The following is a 15,367-nucleotide window of genomic DNA, read 5'->3' as shown; positions in this document are numbered from 1 at the left end:
TGATCTGTTTATGACTTAAAATCAGCCCCGATGGTAACTGATTTCCACTGTTCCAATTCTGTTGACATGGCGGCTAGTTTTTCAGAAGCCCTCTTATAAGCATCAGCCCCAAGAAACAGGTGCATTGGCGGCTCAGGACTTTCGGCTAATTCTATAAATATTTCTGCTGCACGATCCGGGTCGCCTGGTTGTTGTCCGTTCGCCGACAGGTAACGGTCCTGGGTATTTTTCACAGCTTCATAACCCTCTATCTTAGACGAGATCAGTGCCAAAGAGTCCCTGGTCAAAAAACCCGTCCGGAAACCTGATGGTTCGGCTACAGTCACCTTGATCCCAAACTCTTTGACATCCAGCGCAATCACTTCTGAAAAAGCAGCCACCGCTGCCTTGGTAGCCGAATAAGCTGACCAACCGGGAGCACCCACAAAACCGGCCACCGAACCGATGTTAATAATGTAGCCCGATTTTTGACTGCGCATTATCGGCAGTACACTCTTTACCACATCTATGGTTGCCATCACGTTAACATTAAAAATGTTCCTGATATCCTGCTCTGCTGTTTCTTCTATTGTTCCGGCCATTCCATAACCCGCGTTGTTTACCACCACATCGATCCGCCCGAACGCCGCCAGCGTTTGCTGTACAGATTCATCAATGCAATCGAGGTTATTCAGATCGACAGCCAGCGGGAGAAAACGCTCCTTATCTATCACCCCAACCTCTTTGCTTAGCGCATGCGCATCACGGGAGGTCGCGGCAACCCGGTAGCCGTTTTCAAGCAGTTTTTTTACGAGGGTGAGTCCCAGCCCTTGAGAGGCCCCTGTTACGTACCATACTTTTGAAGTGTTCATGATATTATGTTTTTATAGCGTTTTACGCAGACACGCTCTGTCATTTTTGCCCTTGCCATTTTTACCAGGCAGTTGCAATTGCAACTACCTGGCAGGTTTCTTATGAGCGTATCATCATCTTCCACTCACTCGAAATAAAAATGGACAACAGGGTATTAAACCTCTATCATTATTGGTAGGAAACATTTAAGGTAACAGGCACACTCAAGGCTTTGGATACAATACAATTAGCTTTAGCGCCTTCTGCAATTTCCTGAAAAGCCTCAGCGGATACACCGTCGATTAATGAGGCTTTCAAATTCAAATGAATGCCGGTGATCTTAAGGTCAGCCATATCCACATCGAGAATGGCTTCGGTGTTTAAGTCGTTGGCTAAAAAGCCTGCACGCTCAAGCGTTGCACTTACTGACATGGTAAAACAGCCTGCATGAGCCGCGGCTATCAATTCTTCGGGGTTGGTACCAATACCAGAGTCGAATCGTGTTTTAAATGAATAGGGTGTTTGGTTAAGGATGGTGCTTTGAGAAGATATTTCTCCTTTACCTTCTTTAAGGTTACCATTCCAATGAGCTTTTGCTGTACGTTTCATGTTGTTGGTTTTGTTAAAAATTACACAACAAAGTACCGCAGGAAAATTCAGATGACTGTGTGACCTACATCACAATTTACGGAAGGCAATATTCATGCAGTGTATGTCACTTTTTAGCCAGGGTATAATCTGCTAAAGCGTTTCAAGAGAAATACTTAGCAGATTATACATCTACATATCAAAAGAAAAAGCCGATAGCAGAAATGCTATCGGCTTTTCTTATACATCAACCACAAGCTAAACAGCTACTTTGGCGAAAAACTGCCTTCTTGATGACCTTGGTGTATCTCCAAAACTATCCTTCCACCAATCACCTGTATTAAGTGGTTTAGGCGGGTCATTGGGTTTGCGCCATGCCAGAGATTCCCGAAATGAAAAATGAGAGAATAAGCGCATAAATTCTCCAAGGTATATATCTGCAACTCTTTTATTACCTTTTATAATAAGCATGTTCTCGTCATTATTGGTGGTTGAGGCATCACTGAAATTTGCTGAGCCCGTGATTACGATTGGTGATTGGCTAAGCGGGTCGATGAGCATGAATTTGTTGTGGATATATTTAACCATTGGATTTAACCCCGTGAGTTGCTCTTTTACCCAACCATCAAATTCATTGGTTTCGATAAAAGACCCTATAGCAAAAACATTTTCCGGCAAATTTCTTAGTTTCTGAATCGCTTCTTCCTCGGCTTTCTTTTTGACTTGGTCTTCGGGTGTCTTTTCGCTCATTGAACGCGTTTTCTTTTCCAGAAGCGCAAACCTTACCTTAGCTGTTGAATCGCGATAAACATCTTTAAAACTTTCATTGATCCCAAATGCAAAGGTCATGAATAAGCCTTGCTTGGCAGTTTTAGCCAGTTTGCCGTAAAAGGTTAATGCGTCAAGCGACTTTCTTGGACTAAACAATGCAGCTGTTCCGCTGGAAATTGGAATTTTGGGTACCAGCGTTAATGCTTCATTTGCAGACTGGATGGTTGCCTGTTTAGGGTCATCATGCAAAGCCGTCCAATAAGCCAGGTACTGCTTAGCTACCGGTGCTTGTTCAACAACATGCGCTACGTTAGAGTGTCCGAAGATTCCTCCGTTGGAGAAATTGGTGCCTCCGGTCCAAACGCTGATCGCTTCATCACCATCAAGTTTGACCATAAACTTATTGTGCGAAATAAATGATTTGCCCATAACGCGCTTGGTGCATATTTCAGAAAGCTCACATTTATTTACAGTAGCCTCGTTCTTCTTACCTGGATCAGCCTTCCGGTGATCATAAACAATAAGAATATCCACTCCTGCTACCGACGCCTTTTTCAATTCCATCAAAAACGGCTCATAATGAAATTCGTAAGCGGCGATACGAAGCTTGTGCTTGCCTGGAACACAGCTTTTAACAAAAAGTATCATTGCTTCGTATAATCCCCTGGATAACCAATCCCAAACCGGCTGATTAGGTACAACGTCTTTCGGCTTTTTATTCCCAAACCGCCGTATATATTCCTGTGATGCCGCAGCACCCCGGTTAAAGTAAACATCATGGTCGCCAGATTCCGGAGATTCTGTAGTTATCTTAATGGAAACGGATGCAAATTTTACTAACAGTTGTGGAGTTCCTTTCAAGGCACTGATCACATAGGTGTAAACATGGCCTGGTTTGGCAGAATAATCGGCCCATTGAAAACTTTGTATTGGGTGGTCTTTGGTAGAATAGAGCGACCCCGACGGAAAGCCAGGATCTGTTTCTGCAAATGCCTTCATTCCCTCCAGGTAATAGGCTTCATTCTCCGTATGATCCGTCCGGTGAATGGAAAAGCCTAAAAGATTATTGCATTTATTTTCAGGCAGGTGAAAACCAAGGGTTACTACATAAGTTCCGGCAACTGCCAGAACTTTAAATTCTTCTGAGGTTGATGATTTACGCATGTGAGTAAGGTTAAAAGGAATAATTTGGGAGGATTTAAAAACAATTAAATATATATAATTGCTTGTAAATAAGCAATATGAATTATAAATTAAATCGGTTTGCAGGATGTCGATCCGCTCTCGACCATATAATGATAATGGCACTGTGTTTGTGCATTTATATGGCATTAAAAGAAAATAAGTTTATAAGATAAAGTGGGCAGGTATATCGCTATCAACTTTATCTGGCCAGTAATGACGTGCAAATCTGTTCTCAATAAAAAGTTCATTTTATACCGGTAATTTAAGTTCGGGCAACACATCTAATAATAAATAATAATGATATGGAAAACGAAAAAAAACACAGGGTTGGGACAAGGGACGAGTGGCTGGAAGCAAGACTGAGGCTGCTAAAGGAAGAGAAAGAATTAACCAGGCGCAGTGACGAGGTGGCGCGTCACCGGACAGAAATGCCCTGGGTTAAGGTAGATAAAGCGTATCAATTTGAAACCGAAAAGGGAAGTGTCTCGCTGGCCGACCTCTTTGAAGGCCGCTCACAACTCCTGATATATCACTTTATGTTCGGGCCTGATTATAAGGCGGGATGTCCGGCCTGCTCGGCAATCGCCGACGGCTTCAATGGAATAGCGGTTCATTTGGCGAATCATGATGTGATGCTTGCCGCGGTATCACGCGCACCGTTTGCAAAACTGAAGGAATATAAGCAGCGACTGGGCTGGACGTTTCCCTGGGCATCTTCGTTCGGTAGCGATTTTAACTTCGACTTCAATGTCTGGTTCTCTGAGGAGCAGCAGCGCAGCGGAGATATAGAATACAATTACCAACGCGAGACCGGAACAGGTGAGCCGCTTGCAGGTGAAACAGTGCGGGAATGGGAAACTGTAAATGACGAAGGTACTGTTGCACAGGTTGCCAGGATGGCCGGAACCGATATTGCAACGTTTACCCGTGAGCGACCCGGCTTGAGTGCTTTTGTACTGGAGAACGGCAATGTTTATCACACCTATTCTACCTATTCGCGTGGGTTGGATGGCCTGTGGAGCGTGTACCAATGGCTTGACCGTGCGCCCCTGGGACGCAACGAAACGGGTTTTTGGTGGCGCCGGCATGACGAGTATTAAGATGGAGGAAATTTTAGTCGCCTTAAAATAAACCGAAACTGGAAATATGACCTCTGATAGAAATGCCCTTCGAGCGTTTTTTGGAATAGTTGCATTGCTCTTTACGGCTAGTGCTGTCGTAACAATTGTATGGTGCATATCCATGTCGGCGATGGAAGAAATGCCGATGCCCGGTGGCTGGAGTATGTCCATGACGTGGATGCCCATGTATGGACAGTCGCTGTTCGGTGCCGCAGCATCCTTTCTTGCTATGTGGGATGTCATGATGTTGGCTATGATGATCCCGTGCCTGGTGCCTATGCTGCTGCGCTATCGCCAGGCCGTTCAGGAGACAAGTGCAGGGCGTTTAGGCTGGTTGACAGCCTTAGCAGGACTTGGTTATTTTTTTGTCTGGACAATCGTGGGATTAGCCGTTTTTCCACTGGGAGTTTGGCTTAATGCGATCTTAATGCAATATAGGGAGCTATCCTTGATCGTGCCGCTTGCGGTCGGAATAGTCGTATTGGCCGTAGGCTTACTCCAGCTCACCGACTGGAAGTTGCATCAACTTACGTGCTGTCGGGAATTGCCCTTCCGGGGCCAAACGGTGCCTGACAACGCCCGCACGGCCTGGAAACATGGGCTGCACCTCGGAATCCAGTGCAGCCGGTGCTCCGCAGGTCTGATGTCTATTCTGCTTGTCATGGGAATGATGAACCTTTTTGGAATGGCTATTGTAACCTTGGCAATCACCTTTGAACGCCTCGCACCTGCCAGTAAATGGGTTACTGGTACTATCGGAGCCATTGGTATTGCAGCTGGTTTTTTTCTGATCGCCCAGGCAGTCGGAATTTTTTAACTTTATATTATGCAATGATGTGCCTGATATAAAGAATTGCAAATGGAAGTGGAAAACAAAATGGATAGCAATGCCGATAGCGTTTTTCGTATGCCGGGTACCCCTCCAACCTACTGGCTTACCCGCTTTGTTATTCTTCGTTTGCTGGGAGTAATCTACGCGGTGGCCTTTCTTGTAGTAATTAATCAGATCATTCCTTTGATAGGCTCTGATGGGCTTCTTCCTGTAGAGATTTACCTGAAGCAGGTGAGCGCTGCATTGGGATCCCCTGGAGCTGGTTTCGTACGTCTGCCGTCACTCTTTTGGTTTTGGCATTCTGATACAGCGCTTTTAACTGCTGCCTGGATCGGATTTGTACTTTCCTGTGTAGTAGTGTCAGGCTATGCCAATGCGCTAATGGTGGCTGTTATTTGGTTTCTTTACATGTCCTTTGTTCATGTAGGACAGGATTGGTATGGATACGGCTGGGAAATTCAGCTTTCCGAAACCGGGTTTCTCGCTATCTTTCTCTGTCCGCTGCTCGACCTGCGCCCATTTCCCAAACGCGCCCCACCCATGCCAATCATCGTTTTATTCAGGTGGCTGATTTGCCGGATCATGCTTGGCTCCGGATTGATCAAATTTCGTGGAGATGAAGTATGGCGTAACGGGACCGCCCTCTATTACCATTTTGAAACACAACCCATTCCCGGTCCGTTAAGCCGATGGCTCCATTTTTTACCGCGTATAGTTTTGAAAATTGGCGTCTGGTTCAATTGGCTGGCCGAGCTTGTGGCGCCATGGTTCGTATTTTGGCCGCAACTTGCGCGTCACCTGGCGGGCTTGGTGATCGTGTTATTCCAGATCAACATTATACTCAGCGGCAACCTCTCGTTTTTAAACTGGCTCACTATTGTCCCTGCCTTAGCCTGTTTTGACGACAGCTTCTGGTCCAGGCTTCTTCCCCGCAAGCTCGTTCGTAAGGCCGAGGCTGCTGCTGATCGTGCCGAAGTATCCAGCCCTATGTTAACCACCGCCTGGGTTGTTACTGGTATTGTTATACTCCTTAGCATCCGCCCTGCACTTAACATTCTATCGCCGGGGCAGATCATGAATTCCTCATTTGACCCGCTGGATCTCGTAAATACCTATGGTGCATTCGGAAGCGTGGGGCGGGAACGTTTGAACGTAGTATTTGAAGGAACGACGGACGAGAAACCTGACGATAAAGCCGACTGGAAACCATATATCTACAAAGGTCTGCCTGTATCTCTTGACAAAGGATCGCCACAAATAGCTCCCTACCAGTTGCGTTTAGACTGGCAAATGTGGTTCGCCGCCATGTCGTCTCCCGATCAATATCTATGGACGTATAATCTGGTGTGGAAACTCCTTCATAATGACCCTGGCGCTGTAAGTTTGTTCGCCAGTAATCCTTTCCCCGCTAAGCCACCGCGATTTATCCGGGCAGTTCTTTATAATTATACGTTTGCCAGGCCGGGTAATCCCGGGGGCCTTTATTGGGACCGTAAACAAATCAATATTTGGATTTCACCCCTTTCGGCCAATGATCCGCGCCTGGTCGAATTTCTAAAAGGTGCAGGATGGATTCGTTAAGTTAATTTTGCTTAAGGATTAGTAAAAAGTTACAACATTGTCATATTGTTTATACTTTTTTGTATAAACAATGAATGACGTATCTTTGTAGAGTAATTATTGCTGATTCCACTTAAAGACAGGCATAATGAAAGAAGAACTGAACACACTGGAACAAACCGTATCAAATGATTATAAATACGGCTTTGTTACTGATATCGATACGGACATCGTTCCGAAGGGGATCAACGAATCGGTTATCCACCTGATCTCGACCAAAAAAAACGAGCCCGACTGGATGCTGGAATGGCGCCTTAAAGCCTATGCCCAATGGTTAAAAATGGAAGAGCCTAAATGGCCTAACGTAACCTACCCGCCCATCAATTACCAGGACATTATTTATTACGCTGCACCCAGGCAAAAGCCGCAGTTAAACGGTCTTGATGAGATAGACCCGGAATTGCGCCGCACTTTCGAAAAACTGGGCATTTCGCTGGATGAGCAAAAAAGACTGAGCGGTGTAGCCGTGGATGTGGTGATGGATAGTGTATCTGTTGCCACCTCGTTCAAAAAGCAATTATCTGAAATTGGGGTGATCTTTTGCTCCATGAGCGAAGCCATACAACAGCATCCCGAACTGGTAAAAAAATACCTGGGTTCTGTAGTGCCCATGACCGATAATTATTTTGCAGCCTTGAATGCAGCAGTGTTCACCGATGGTTCATTTTGTTATATACCTAAAGGTGTACGTTGCCCAATGGAGTTATCCACTTATTTCAGGATCAATACAGAAAATTCGGGCCAGTTTGAACGCACGCTGATCATCGCCGAAGATGATAGCTACGTAAGCTACCTGGAAGGGTGCACGGCTCCTATGCGGGATGAAAACCAACTGCATGCCGCGGTGGTAGAGTTGGTGGCGCTGAACAACGCGGAGATCAAATATTCCACTGTTCAAAACTGGTATCCCGGCGACAAGGAAGGTCGTGGCGGTATTTACAATTTTGTAACCAAACGGGGTATATGCCTGGGTGAACGTTCCAAAATTTCCTGGACTCAGGTAGAAACCGGCTCGGCTATTACCTGGAAATACCCCAGCGTTATTTTAAAGGGCGATTATTCCATCGGCGAGTTTTACTCGGTCGCGCTTACCAATAATTTTCAACAAGCTGATACCGGTACTAAAATGATCCATCTGGGTAAGCATACCAAGAGCAGGATTGTAGCTAAAGGGATCTCGGCAGGCCATAGTAACAATAGTTATCGCGGGCTGGTACGCGCCAGCAAATGGGCCACCAATGCCCGTAATTATTCACAATGCGATTCCCTGCTATTGGGCGACAAGTGCGGCGCGCATACCTTTCCTTATATTGAAGTTAAAAATACAACTTCAATTATTGAGCATGAGGCAACCACCTCAAAAATAGGCGAAGATCAGCTTTTTTACTGCAGGCAACGAGGTATTGATACCGAAACTGCCGTAGCACTGATTGTTAACGGCTTTGCCAAAGAGGTCATGAATCAGTTACCGATGGAGTTTGCCATAGAGGCACAAAAACTGCTGGCCATTAGCCTGGAAGGCAGTGTTGGATAATTTTTGAAAGACACAGATTATTTAAAAATACGTATAGAACTATTATGTTATCTATAAAAAATATACATGCGACCATTGAAGGGAAGCAAATACTAAACGGGATTGACCTGGAGATCAAGCCAGGGGAAGTCCATGCCATTATGGGGCCGAATGGTTCCGGGAAAAGTACACTTGCACTGGTATTGGCAGGCAGAGAAGGATATGAAGTAACCCAGGGTTCAGTTACCTTTTCTGGTAAAGACCTGTTGCCTATGCCACCCGAAGACCGGGCTCGTGAAGGTTTGTTCCTGGCATTTCAATACCCGGTAGAAATACCTGGGGTAAGCACCACAAATTTCATTAAAGCGGCCGTGAATGAAAAACGGAAATACCTTGGTGAAGAAGCGCTGGATGCCGTTGCTTTTCTGAAACTGATGAAAGAGAAGATGGCCCTGGTTAATGTTGATCAAGCTTTATTGAGCCGTTCTGTTAATGAGGGTTTTTCTGGTGGCGAGAAAAAACGTAACGAAATTTTCCAGATGGCCATGCTGGAACCCAAACTGGCCATATTGGACGAAACGGATTCCGGTTTGGATATTGACGCCCTGCGTATTGTAGCCAATGGTGTTAATCAACTGCGTAATAAAGACCGGGCCATACTGATCATTACGCACTACCAGCGCTTGCTGGATTACCTGCAGCCTGATTTTGTACATGTGTTGTACAATGGCCGTATGGTTAGATCAGGAGGTAAGGAACTGGCTCTGGAACTGGAAGAAAAAGGGTATGATTTTATTAAGGATGAGGTTAATTTAACTGAAGGCTTACCGGCAGGTACTAATTAAACAGGATCATGACAGATGTAAGTTATTTTAAGGACAGGTTTGAACAGTTGCAGGGTGCAAGCCCGGATAACGAAATTGCCAAAATGCGCTTAGAAAGCTTTGACCGTTTTAGCAGTGCCGGCCTTCCATCTTTACGGAACGAGGAGTGGAAATATACCAATATCAGCAGTTTGTTTGATAAAGAGTACCACGTTGCAGCGGTTGATGAGAAGCCTGTGCTTAACCTGAAGGATGTTGATTCCATCCGCTTGCCGGGACATTCAGGCGCCAATGAACTGGTTTTTGTAAATGGCCGGTTTATATCCACGTTTTCCAACATCCGTTCTCCTGGCGATCAATTAATAGTGGTGCCATTGGAAGATGCTGCAAATGGGCCATATAAAGAACTGGTTAAGGAACATCTGGGGCAAAGCGGTAAGTATATTAAAGACGGGATCCATGCGCTTAATACCTCATTCATTTATGGCGGGGTATTTATCCATATCGCTAAAGGGCAACAATTAGAGCATCCTGTTTACCTGTATTATCTTTCAGATGCACGGGAACATGATACACTTTCCCAGCCCCGCAGCCTGATATATGCCGCCGAAGGAAGTAAACTGCAGCTGGTGGAAACGTATCAAACGATAGGTGGATCAGATAGTTTTACCAACCAGGTAATGGAAGTGGTGGTTAACGATAACACCCATATTGAATATTATAAATTACAAAACGACACGGCTAATGCCAACCAGGTAAGCACAACGCATATCCGGCAAGCCGGTAGGAGTTATGTACATGCGGTGACGATTACGCTTAACGGCGGCATGATCCGCAATAATATGAACCTGGTATTGGATGCAGCAGGCAATGAAACACACTTGTATGGTTTATACATGCTGAAGGGCAATACCCATGCTGATAATCATACTTTGGTTGATAACCGCAGGCCAAATTGTTTCAGCAACCAGCTTTATAAGGGAATTGTGGATGATAAAGCAACCGCCGTATTTAACGGAAAGATCATGGTACAGCCAGAAGCGCAAAAAACTAATGCCTATCAATCCAATAAAAATATCCTGTTATCTGATCAGGCCAGTATTAATACCAAGCCCCAGCTGGAAATTTTTGCGGATGATGTAAAATGTTCACATGGTTGTACCGTGGGGCAACTGGATGAAACAGCCTTGTTTTATTTAAGAGCAAGAGGTATCCCAAAGGAAAATGCACAGGCTATGCTGTTACAGGCCTTTGCCTCAGATATACTGGCACAGGTAAAACCTGAATTGCTCCGCGAACATATAAGGCAACTTATTACAGCGCAGCTTTTTAATGATAAATAAAAGAATGACAACGTATAGTACGATATCGCCCGTTTTTGATGTGTATGCCATTAGGCAGGCATTCCCTATTTTGGGCCGTATGGTTAAGGATAAGCCATTGGTATACCTTGATAATGCGGCAACATCACAAAAGCCATTAAGCGTTATTAATGCCCTTAGTGATTACTATACCGGTTATAATGCCAACATTCACAGGGGTATCCATAGCCTGGCCGAAGAAGCTACAGCAGCTTATGAGGCGTCGCGTTATGCAGTAAAACAATTTATTGGCGCGGCTGCTACCGAAGAGATCATTTTTACCAGGGGAACCACGGAAGGCATTAACCTGGTGGCCTATACCTGGGGCAGGCAAAATGTTCATGCAGGAGACGAGATCATCATTTCGGGCATGGAACATCACTCAAACATTGTGCCCTGGCAAATACTGTGTGATGAAAAACATGCTTTACTCAAAGTAATCCCGGTTACAGAAAATGGCGAACTTTCCTTAAAGGCTTATCAAGAGCTGTTGACCGATAAAACCAAGCTGGTTGCCATTGTTCAGGTATCCAATGCCTTAGGTACGGTAAATCCGGTTAAAGAAATGATAGCCATGGCTCACCAGGCGGGCGCTTTGGTATTGGTTGACGGGGCGCAATCAGCCGTTCACCTGGATATTGATGTGCAGGATCTGGATTGTGATTTTTTCGCCTTCTCGGGCCATAAAGTTTATGGGCCAACCGGAGTAGGGGTGCTATATGGTAAAAGAGCGATCCTGGAGGATATGCCGGTTTTTCAGGGTGGCGGAGAGATGATCAAGGAAGTGACTTTTGAACATACCACGTATAATGAGCTACCCTATAAATACGAAGCCGGTACCCCCAATATAGCGGATACCATCGCGTTAAAAGCGGCACTGGATTTTATTAATACAACCGGGAAAGCCGAAATCAGGAAGCACGAGGTTGGGTTATTAGCCTACGCTACGGAGCAATTAGAAAACATCCCCGGACTAACGATTATAGGCAAAGCCAGGGAAAAGGCAAGCCTGGTGTCTTTTGTGATCAAAGGCACGCATCCGCAGGATATTGGTATTTTGCTGGATAATCAGGGAATTGCCGTGAGAACAGGGCACCATTGTTGCCAGCCATTGATGAAACGCTTTGATATTCCCGGCACGGTAAGGGCCTCGTTTGCGCTATATAACACCATGGAAGAGGTAGATAAATTGATTACCGGCTTACATAAAACCATTAAAATGCTGTCATGATGATTACAGACAACAACGGGCAAATGCAGGATACCGAAGCAGCGATTATTGAAGATTTTTCTTTCCTGGATACCTGGGAAGAGAAGTATGAATATATCATTGAACTGGGTAAAAAACTGCCTGTATTGGAAGAAAAGTATAAAGTAGAGGAAAACATGATCAAAGGATGTCAGTCGGCCGTATGGCTGATAGCGGATTACCGTGATGGCAGGGTGTTTTTCAAAGCGGATAGTGACGCGGTTATTGTAAAAGGGCTGGTCAGCATGCTGATTAGGGTGCTGTCTGGGCATACGCCTGATGAGATCATCCATGCAAAGCTTGATTTTATAGAGCAGATAGGCATGATGACGCATCTGGCACAAACCCGTTCCAATGGTCTTTTAGCTATGATCAGGCAGATAAAAAACTATGCGTTGGTTTATAAAACAATCGGAAATTAAAGAATACAACGATGAATGAAGAAGCATTAAAACAGAAGGTCATTGATTGTTTGCAAACCATTTTTGACCCCGAGATCCCGGTGAGTATTTATGAACTTGGGCTTATTTACGAAACCACGGTTATGCCGCCTTTGAACAATGTACAAATTGTGATGACCCTGACCGCGCCCGGCTGCCCTGCCGCGCAGTCATTGCCGGTAGAAGTGGAACAAAAAATAAAAGAGATTGAAGGCGTAAATGAAGTACATGTTTCTGTAGTATGGGATCCACCCTGGGATAGGGACATGATGTCTGAAACGGCTAAGCTCGAATTGGGTATGTTATAAAAGATATAAGCACACATACAAAATATAAAAGTTAAATATGAAAATTACGGCCCAGGAAGAGTATGGTTTACGGTTATTACTGCGGATTGCGAAATGCAGTGATAACAGCGGAATGAGTATTCCAGACCTAAGCGAGGCCGAAGGCTTATCGGCAGCTTATGTAGCCAAACTTACGCGCATATTGCGCATAGCCGGGTATATCAGCAGCACACCCGGTTACAAAGGGGGGTATATACTGGCCCGCCCTGCCGGCCAGATCAATATTAACCAGGTACTGAAATTACTGGGCGGTACATTGTTCAGCAAGAACTTTTGCGGAAACTACTCGGGCGTACGTCCTTTATGTACCAATTCTGTTGACTGCTCAGTCCGTTCACTCTGGCAAATGATCCAGCTCTCGGTTGATCAGCTACTGGATCAGATAACTTTGGCCGACCTGGTTGGCTCTGAACAAACATCGCTTCAGCTGCTCCATACGCTCATGGCGCAACACACCAGGGTATTGTCCTGATGCCACTTTATTCGCCTCCATTTGAGCTATTGCAACAATTATAAATTAGCATTTAATGCCTGATAAAGCTCCATGGCCTTATGCAGAAATGGAGGCTTTTGCAGTGGACTTATTTCCGAAAAAGGTTCATTTGGTCTTTTAGAATGATAGCGGCTTCGTTCATCCATACTCAATAAGGCTTCTTTGCTCAGCGGCGTATTTGTAAAAGCTGCAATCTTTTTAATCAGGGCAACCGGGCCATCATTATAGTTAAGCAGCAAACATTTCCTGTCAGTTGCTATAATTTCATGATATTGATCCAGGTACTTTTCAAGCACATTTGAAAGATAAATATCAGGCCGGTTATACATTATTTCTTCAGGTTTAAATCCAAATATAGCTGGTTCAATTAAACCAGGCACCGCCTGCATCCCCGGCATTTTCATGTGCGATGCCAATACCTGGTCAGGACTTCGGTAAATCAAAATAAAAGGTACTTCGGGGAAAATGATTCTTAATTGTTTATAGAAAAATATATGCCAGCTATCTGTTTTAATGAATAAGCGTTTCTCTTGCCCCGTTCTTTTTTGCGCGTATAATTTTATAGCGGCAACCAATAAATCTGATACAGTATCTTGATTGAAATTACTGCCCTGATGAGGTAAACGAAGCAAATCGTCAAAAAAAGGTACTTCTGAAAGTACAATATGCTCATTAGATGTTGCCAGTAACTGTGAAACCAATGTTGACCCGCAGCGCGATATATGGAAAATAAAAGCGGCCGGTTCAATGCTGTCTAAGCCAGTAGCCCATTCTTTGAGCATGGAAAGGTCACTTACCGATTTAAATAAAGGAAGTCCCTCATTCAATCTTTTGCACTTAATAAGTGTATCGTCAAAAAAGGGCTCGGTAAAGGGTTCAGCGAAAGTATTTAACCAATAACATTGCAATTGCGCTGCTTTGTTTTCAAGTTTATACGGGATCCAGTTTTTTAGCGCTAACTCATGCATATTATTTAATATCCTGTGTATGTATGGTATTGATTACTGTTAGCTGTTGTTCCAGTTCGGCGGCTAATTTATTTGAGGTATTCGTATTTTGCATCCTAAGCTCCATGATAATGTTTAGCAGATTGCTATCATCTTCTTTATAGGATACTTCGGTTGCCAGGCTCATTACATGTTTTAGCCAGTCGTTTACTTTACAATCAATAACCAAATGGATCCTGTTTGTGGAACCCATGTTTGATACACTGTGCGTTAAATTGGCATTTATATACCAGCAATCGCCAGCCTGCAGGGGAATGCTGGTATCCTCTATATTAAATGATACGAGGGGATTGGTAATAATTGGGAAATGCAAACGCGCTTCACCCATTTCAAAAGCTAATTCGTTGTCTCTGTGTGGTTTTATTACTGCCCCAGCCTGTAAATTTAAAAAACGTACAGCCATAATTGGGCAGCTGATATGTGATATTAAGTTTACTACCGTCTTAAAATGTTGCATAAATGCGGTATCCTGGTAATCGGCATCGGCTATCAGGTCAGGTATGATATTTTTAGTGCCGCCTCCTGGTGATCTTAATGTTATTCCCGTCCATGATCCCTCATAATAAAGTGTATTAAAATGTGCCTGCCATTCTCCCTGAAACAAGATTAATTCTTTTTGCATAGCCTTGAGATCATAAGGCAGCGGTAGTTTAGCATAGCGGATCATAGATAGTTATTTATCATTTTATCCTGAGTGTTAAAATAAGGTTTCCCGAAAGTGCTTGTTTGTTGGTAAGTATACAAATCAGTTTATGTTTTTTTATACCTGAAAATACCCATTAAAAAAGCTGTTTTCACCCTATTTAAGTTTATGTTTTTAGTAGAGATTTGGTAAATAATAAATTATAGCAAGTGGTAAACTATTGATTAATTATTAACTAATTGTGCTGTTTGTTTATGAAATTATTTAATTTATTGCCTTAAGTGGTTGGTGTGTGCTTGATGGGAAATATGGTTAATGTGATTAGCGCATATATCATGTTGTTTTTTGATTTAAAAACTGAATAAAAAAAATTATAATAATATATTAAAAGTAATTATATTTATCGTAATAAACCTAAGCCTAAAATGAATATCTATCAAAAGCAGTTACTGTTGTTTTGCGTTGAATTTACCCCCTGATATTTTATTATTATAAAGTTATACAAGGCTATTGGCATTAAGTAGTAATACCCAGTAATACCC

General features: G+C 43.8%; 15 protein-coding genes. 10 read left to right on the top strand and 5 right to left on the bottom strand.

Annotated features, from left to right (window positions below):
- Window positions 1-8 precede the first annotated feature (8 nt).
- The 3 genes from AC1DRQ_RS19115 to AC1DRQ_RS19105 form a co-directional block, all read right to left on the bottom strand.
- The gene (locus tag AC1DRQ_RS19115; protein WP_477426372.1) at window positions 9-851 is read right to left on the bottom strand and encodes an SDR family NAD(P)-dependent oxidoreductase; all 843 of its coding nucleotides are present in this window, start codon (window positions 849-851) and stop codon (window positions 9-11) included.
- Between the two features lie 169 nt (window positions 852-1,020).
- Window positions 1,021-1,440, bottom strand: a complete 420-nt coding sequence (locus tag AC1DRQ_RS19110; RefSeq protein WP_477426370.1) for an OsmC family protein — start codon at window positions 1,438-1,440, stop codon at window positions 1,021-1,023.
- 237 nt (window positions 1,441-1,677) lie between these two features.
- On the bottom strand, window positions 1,678-3,354 hold the full coding sequence (locus AC1DRQ_RS19105) for a phospholipase D-like domain-containing protein (protein ID WP_477426368.1): 1,677 nt from the start codon (window positions 3,352-3,354) through the stop codon (window positions 1,678-1,680).
- A gap of 323 nt (window positions 3,355-3,677) precedes the next feature.
- Here AC1DRQ_RS19105 and AC1DRQ_RS19100 point away from each other — a divergent pair, with 323 nt between their 5' ends.
- From AC1DRQ_RS19100 to AC1DRQ_RS19055, 10 genes are all read left to right on the top strand, one after another.
- Window positions 3,678-4,475, top strand: a complete 798-nt coding sequence (locus AC1DRQ_RS19100; RefSeq protein ID WP_477426366.1) for a DUF899 domain-containing protein — start codon at window positions 3,678-3,680, stop codon at window positions 4,473-4,475.
- 46 nt (window positions 4,476-4,521) lie between these two features.
- Window positions 4,522-5,313 carry a DUF2182 domain-containing protein gene (locus tag AC1DRQ_RS19095; RefSeq protein WP_477426364.1) on the top strand — a complete coding sequence of 264 codons (792 nt, stop codon included), beginning with the start codon at window positions 4,522-4,524 and terminating at the stop codon, window positions 5,311-5,313.
- 42 nt (window positions 5,314-5,355) lie between these two features.
- Window positions 5,356-6,909, top strand: a complete 1,554-nt coding sequence (locus AC1DRQ_RS19090) for a lipase maturation factor family protein (protein ID WP_477426363.1) — start codon at window positions 5,356-5,358, stop codon at window positions 6,907-6,909.
- A gap of 127 nt (window positions 6,910-7,036) precedes the next feature.
- On the top strand, window positions 7,037-8,482 hold the full coding sequence (gene sufB / locus AC1DRQ_RS19085; RefSeq protein WP_477426361.1) for a Fe-S cluster assembly protein SufB: 1,446 nt from the start codon (window positions 7,037-7,039) through the stop codon (window positions 8,480-8,482).
- 44 nt (window positions 8,483-8,526) lie between these two features.
- Window positions 8,527-9,306: a Fe-S cluster assembly ATPase SufC gene (sufC, locus tag AC1DRQ_RS19080; RefSeq protein WP_477426359.1), complete on the top strand. Its 780-nt coding sequence runs from the start codon at window positions 8,527-8,529 to the stop codon at window positions 9,304-9,306.
- A gap of 8 nt (window positions 9,307-9,314) precedes the next feature.
- Window positions 9,315-10,628 (top strand): Fe-S cluster assembly protein SufD, encoded by a 1,314-nt coding sequence (gene sufD / locus AC1DRQ_RS19075; RefSeq protein WP_477426357.1) that lies wholly within the window; start codon window positions 9,315-9,317, stop codon window positions 10,626-10,628.
- Window positions 10,629-10,632: 4 nt separating this feature from the next.
- Window positions 10,633-11,877 (top strand): SufS family cysteine desulfurase, encoded by a 1,245-nt coding sequence (locus tag AC1DRQ_RS19070; protein WP_477426356.1) that lies wholly within the window; start codon window positions 10,633-10,635, stop codon window positions 11,875-11,877.
- Window positions 11,874-12,317 (top strand): SufE family protein, encoded by a 444-nt coding sequence (locus AC1DRQ_RS19065; RefSeq protein ID WP_477426354.1) that lies wholly within the window; start codon window positions 11,874-11,876, stop codon window positions 12,315-12,317. Before AC1DRQ_RS19070 ends, AC1DRQ_RS19065 begins: the two co-directional genes overlap by 4 nt.
- Window positions 12,318-12,328: 11 nt before the next feature.
- Window positions 12,329-12,643, top strand: coding sequence for an iron-sulfur cluster assembly protein (locus AC1DRQ_RS19060; RefSeq protein WP_477426353.1), 315 nt, complete (start codon window positions 12,329-12,331; stop codon window positions 12,641-12,643).
- Window positions 12,644-12,680: 37 nt separating this feature from the next.
- Window positions 12,681-13,154 carry an RrF2 family transcriptional regulator gene (locus AC1DRQ_RS19055; protein WP_429400862.1) on the top strand — a complete coding sequence of 158 codons (474 nt, stop codon included), beginning with the start codon at window positions 12,681-12,683 and terminating at the stop codon, window positions 13,152-13,154.
- Between the two features lie 38 nt (window positions 13,155-13,192).
- On the opposite strand, the gene AC1DRQ_RS19050 is transcribed toward AC1DRQ_RS19055, so the two are convergent.
- On the bottom strand, window positions 13,193-14,143 hold the full coding sequence (locus AC1DRQ_RS19050) for a hypothetical protein (protein ID WP_477426350.1): 951 nt from the start codon (window positions 14,141-14,143) through the stop codon (window positions 13,193-13,195).
- 1 nt (window position 14,144) lies between these two features.
- Entirely contained in the window at window positions 14,145-14,849 is a 705-nt protein-coding gene (locus AC1DRQ_RS19045) for an aspartyl/asparaginyl beta-hydroxylase domain-containing protein (protein ID WP_477426348.1), read from the bottom strand.
- Window positions 14,850-15,367: the final 518 nt, after the last annotated feature.

Source organism: Mucilaginibacter sp. P4_E8, assembly GCF_056401495.1.
The sequence above is the reverse complement of the archived record's forward strand: the minus strand, read 5'-3'. Positions and strand labels throughout refer to the sequence as shown.

Coding starts and splice junctions, on each gene's coding strand:
- AC1DRQ_RS19115 (WP_477426372.1), bottom strand. CDS start 851: ATGAACACTTCAAAAGTATGGTACGTAACAGGGGCCTCTCAAGGGCTG.
- AC1DRQ_RS19110 (WP_477426370.1), bottom strand. CDS start 1,440: ATGAAACGTACAGCAAAAGCTCATTGGAATGGTAACCTTAAAGAAGGT.
- AC1DRQ_RS19105 (WP_477426368.1), bottom strand. CDS start 3,354: ATGCGTAAATCATCAACCTCAGAAGAATTTAAAGTTCTGGCAGTTGCC.
- AC1DRQ_RS19100 (WP_477426366.1), top strand. CDS start 3,678: ATGGAAAACGAAAAAAAACACAGGGTTGGGACAAGGGACGAGTGGCTG.
- AC1DRQ_RS19095 (WP_477426364.1), top strand. CDS start 4,522: ATGACCTCTGATAGAAATGCCCTTCGAGCGTTTTTTGGAATAGTTGCA.
- AC1DRQ_RS19090 (WP_477426363.1), top strand. CDS start 5,356: ATGGAAGTGGAAAACAAAATGGATAGCAATGCCGATAGCGTTTTTCGT.
- sufB (WP_477426361.1), top strand. CDS start 7,037: ATGAAAGAAGAACTGAACACACTGGAACAAACCGTATCAAATGATTAT.
- sufC (WP_477426359.1), top strand. CDS start 8,527: ATGTTATCTATAAAAAATATACATGCGACCATTGAAGGGAAGCAAATA.
- sufD (WP_477426357.1), top strand. CDS start 9,315: ATGACAGATGTAAGTTATTTTAAGGACAGGTTTGAACAGTTGCAGGGT.
- AC1DRQ_RS19070 (WP_477426356.1), top strand. CDS start 10,633: ATGACAACGTATAGTACGATATCGCCCGTTTTTGATGTGTATGCCATT.
- AC1DRQ_RS19065 (WP_477426354.1), top strand. CDS start 11,874: ATGATGATTACAGACAACAACGGGCAAATGCAGGATACCGAAGCAGCG.
- AC1DRQ_RS19060 (WP_477426353.1), top strand. CDS start 12,329: ATGAATGAAGAAGCATTAAAACAGAAGGTCATTGATTGTTTGCAAACC.
- AC1DRQ_RS19055 (WP_429400862.1), top strand. CDS start 12,681: ATGAAAATTACGGCCCAGGAAGAGTATGGTTTACGGTTATTACTGCGG.
- AC1DRQ_RS19050 (WP_477426350.1), bottom strand. CDS start 14,143: ATGCATGAGTTAGCGCTAAAAAACTGGATCCCGTATAAACTTGAAAAC.
- AC1DRQ_RS19045 (WP_477426348.1), bottom strand. CDS start 14,849: ATGATCCGCTATGCTAAACTACCGCTGCCTTATGATCTCAAGGCTATG.